We start from the raw sequence: 1934 nt of genomic DNA, 5'->3' as shown, positions 1-1934 counted from the left end.
CATGAGCCCCGGAGCAATCGATACCCCGGCCCTAGCGACGACGACGGGTCTTACGGCGGAACAGGCCGAGCAAGCGGTCGCACAGTTCACCACACAGATTCCGATGGGTCGCAGGGGCAAGCCGGAGGAGATTGCGGCTGCCGTCACGTTCCTCGCCAGCGATGAAAGTTCTTACATCACCGGCGTGGACCTCGCGGTCGATGGTGGCATGGCTCAGGTCTGATCCCGGCATCATACAAATCGGAGAAACACTATGAGCTACGCAATTATCGGCTTCGGCAAGATCGGCCATGCTCTTGCCAAGGCGTTTGCCCGCAAGGGCATCGAAGTGTCCGTTGCAACCACGCGCGACCCGGAAAGCTTTGCATCCGATGCGGCCGCGATCGGACCCACGATCCTTCCCAAAACACTGGCCGAAGCCGTCAAGGCGGACATCATCTTCTTGGCCGTCCGTTTCGAGTCGCACCCGGATGTCGCGAAGGCGCTACCCACCTGGCAGGGGAAGACCATCGTCGATGTGACCAACGCCTACGGCGTGCCCCCTGAGCAACTGGGAGGACAGCCGTCCTCCAAGGCCGTCGCGCAGGCATTCTCTGGCGCCAGACTGGTCAAGGGCTTCAACCATTTGGTCGCTGCCACCCTTGACCAAGATCCGGCTGTGCATGGGGGCAAGAGAGTCGTGTTCCTTGCGAGCGACGATGACGGCGCCGCAGACGAGATTGGCGCGCTCGCGGAAAATCTCGGTTTCGCACCGATCAAACTTGGGGGGTTCTCGGAAGGCGGGCTGCTGGTCCAGGCGCGCGGAAAGAGCTGGGGTCATCTGATCTTCAAGGACCTGGTCAAGTTCGACCGATGAACACGACGCGCCCACCCGCAGAGCCACGATGCACGGATCGGATCGAGCGCGATCCGATCCGCGAATGGAGAAATTTCCGTGAGCATTGAGCAGAACATCCAGACCGTGAAGGACTTCTTCGCCGCGATCGGCCGCGGCGACAGGGAGGCCCTGCTGGCGCTGGTCGCCGAAGACATCGAGTGGATCATGCCGGGCGAGGACTGGCCGCTGGCCGGAACGCGCCACGGACACGCCGGGCTGGCGGATTTGCTTGAGACCGCATCCAAGTCGATGGAAACATCCACGGAACCCCGGGAGTTCGTAGCGCAGGGAGACCGGGTCCTCATCGTCGGCTTCGCGGAAGGAAAGATCAAAGCTACGAACAAGACGTTCGAGGACGACTGGATCTTCGCCATCACGGTCCGGGACGGTAGATTGACCAACATCAGGGAGTACGTCGACACGCAAGCACTGGCCCGGGCCTCCGAGACGGACACGAACCCGACGCCCTCGCTCATCGACACCGGAGCCGCGCACCGGGCCTCATAAGGCCTGCGAATATGGAGCCTTGGAGCGCCGTCTCCCACGCCGCGCGCTCGTTGAATGCCCAACCGTAAAGGAGATCTCGATGTACGACCAATCCAAGCTATCCGAATTAATTCGGTTCGCACGCGTCGATGCGGGCTCCACCGTCATCGACGTTTACCCAGGCGACGGCGACTGGACCCGTCTCTTCTCCGAAGTCGTGGGACCCGAAGGACGGGTCTACAGCTTCGTGCCGGCCGAAGTCGCCCACTTCAAGAACGATCCGGTCGGCCGCATGCGGACGCTTGCGAAGGAGCCGGGCCGAGAGAACGTCGAAGCCGTCTCGGCGGACCTCGTCGCGATGCCGGAAGCCACGCAGCCAGCGGATGTCCTGTGGCTGCACCTGTTCTACCACGATCTCCACACCGCGCTGATCCAGGCCAGGGGCGCGACGGCGGCCGACTTCAATCGAGCCGTCTACGAGCGGCTGAAGCCTGGTGGGGCTTACGTCATCGTCGACCACGCCGCCGACGCTGGGGCAGGCACGGGCGATGCTCAGTCGCTGCATCGGATC

The 1934-nt window shown here is 63.0% G+C and carries 4 protein-coding genes; all 4 read left to right on the top strand.

Annotation, left to right across the window (positions count from 1 at the left end):
- The coding region (locus QQL24_RS21215; protein ID WP_284314289.1) for an SDR family oxidoreductase at window positions 1-223 on the top strand (223 nt) is incomplete at its 5' end.
- Window positions 224-253: 30 nt separating this feature from the next.
- Complete coding sequence (locus tag QQL24_RS21210) at window positions 254-856, top strand: NADPH-dependent F420 reductase (RefSeq protein WP_348536481.1); 603 nt, start codon at window positions 254-256, stop codon at window positions 854-856.
- 78 nt (window positions 857-934) lie between these two features.
- Window positions 935-1384, top strand: a complete 450-nt coding sequence (locus QQL24_RS21205; protein ID WP_284314291.1) for a nuclear transport factor 2 family protein — start codon at window positions 935-937, stop codon at window positions 1382-1384.
- 79 nt (window positions 1385-1463) lie between these two features.
- On the top strand, window positions 1464-1934 hold a 471-nt coding region (locus QQL24_RS21200; protein ID WP_284314290.1), incomplete at its 3' end, for a class I SAM-dependent methyltransferase.

Source organism: Labrys miyagiensis (assembly GCF_030160835.1).
In the GTDB taxonomy this organism is placed as follows: domain Bacteria; phylum Pseudomonadota; class Alphaproteobacteria; order Rhizobiales; family Labraceae; genus Labrys; species Labrys miyagiensis.
Note: the sequence above shows the minus strand (reverse complement) of the source record. Positions and strands in the feature narration are given on the sequence as shown.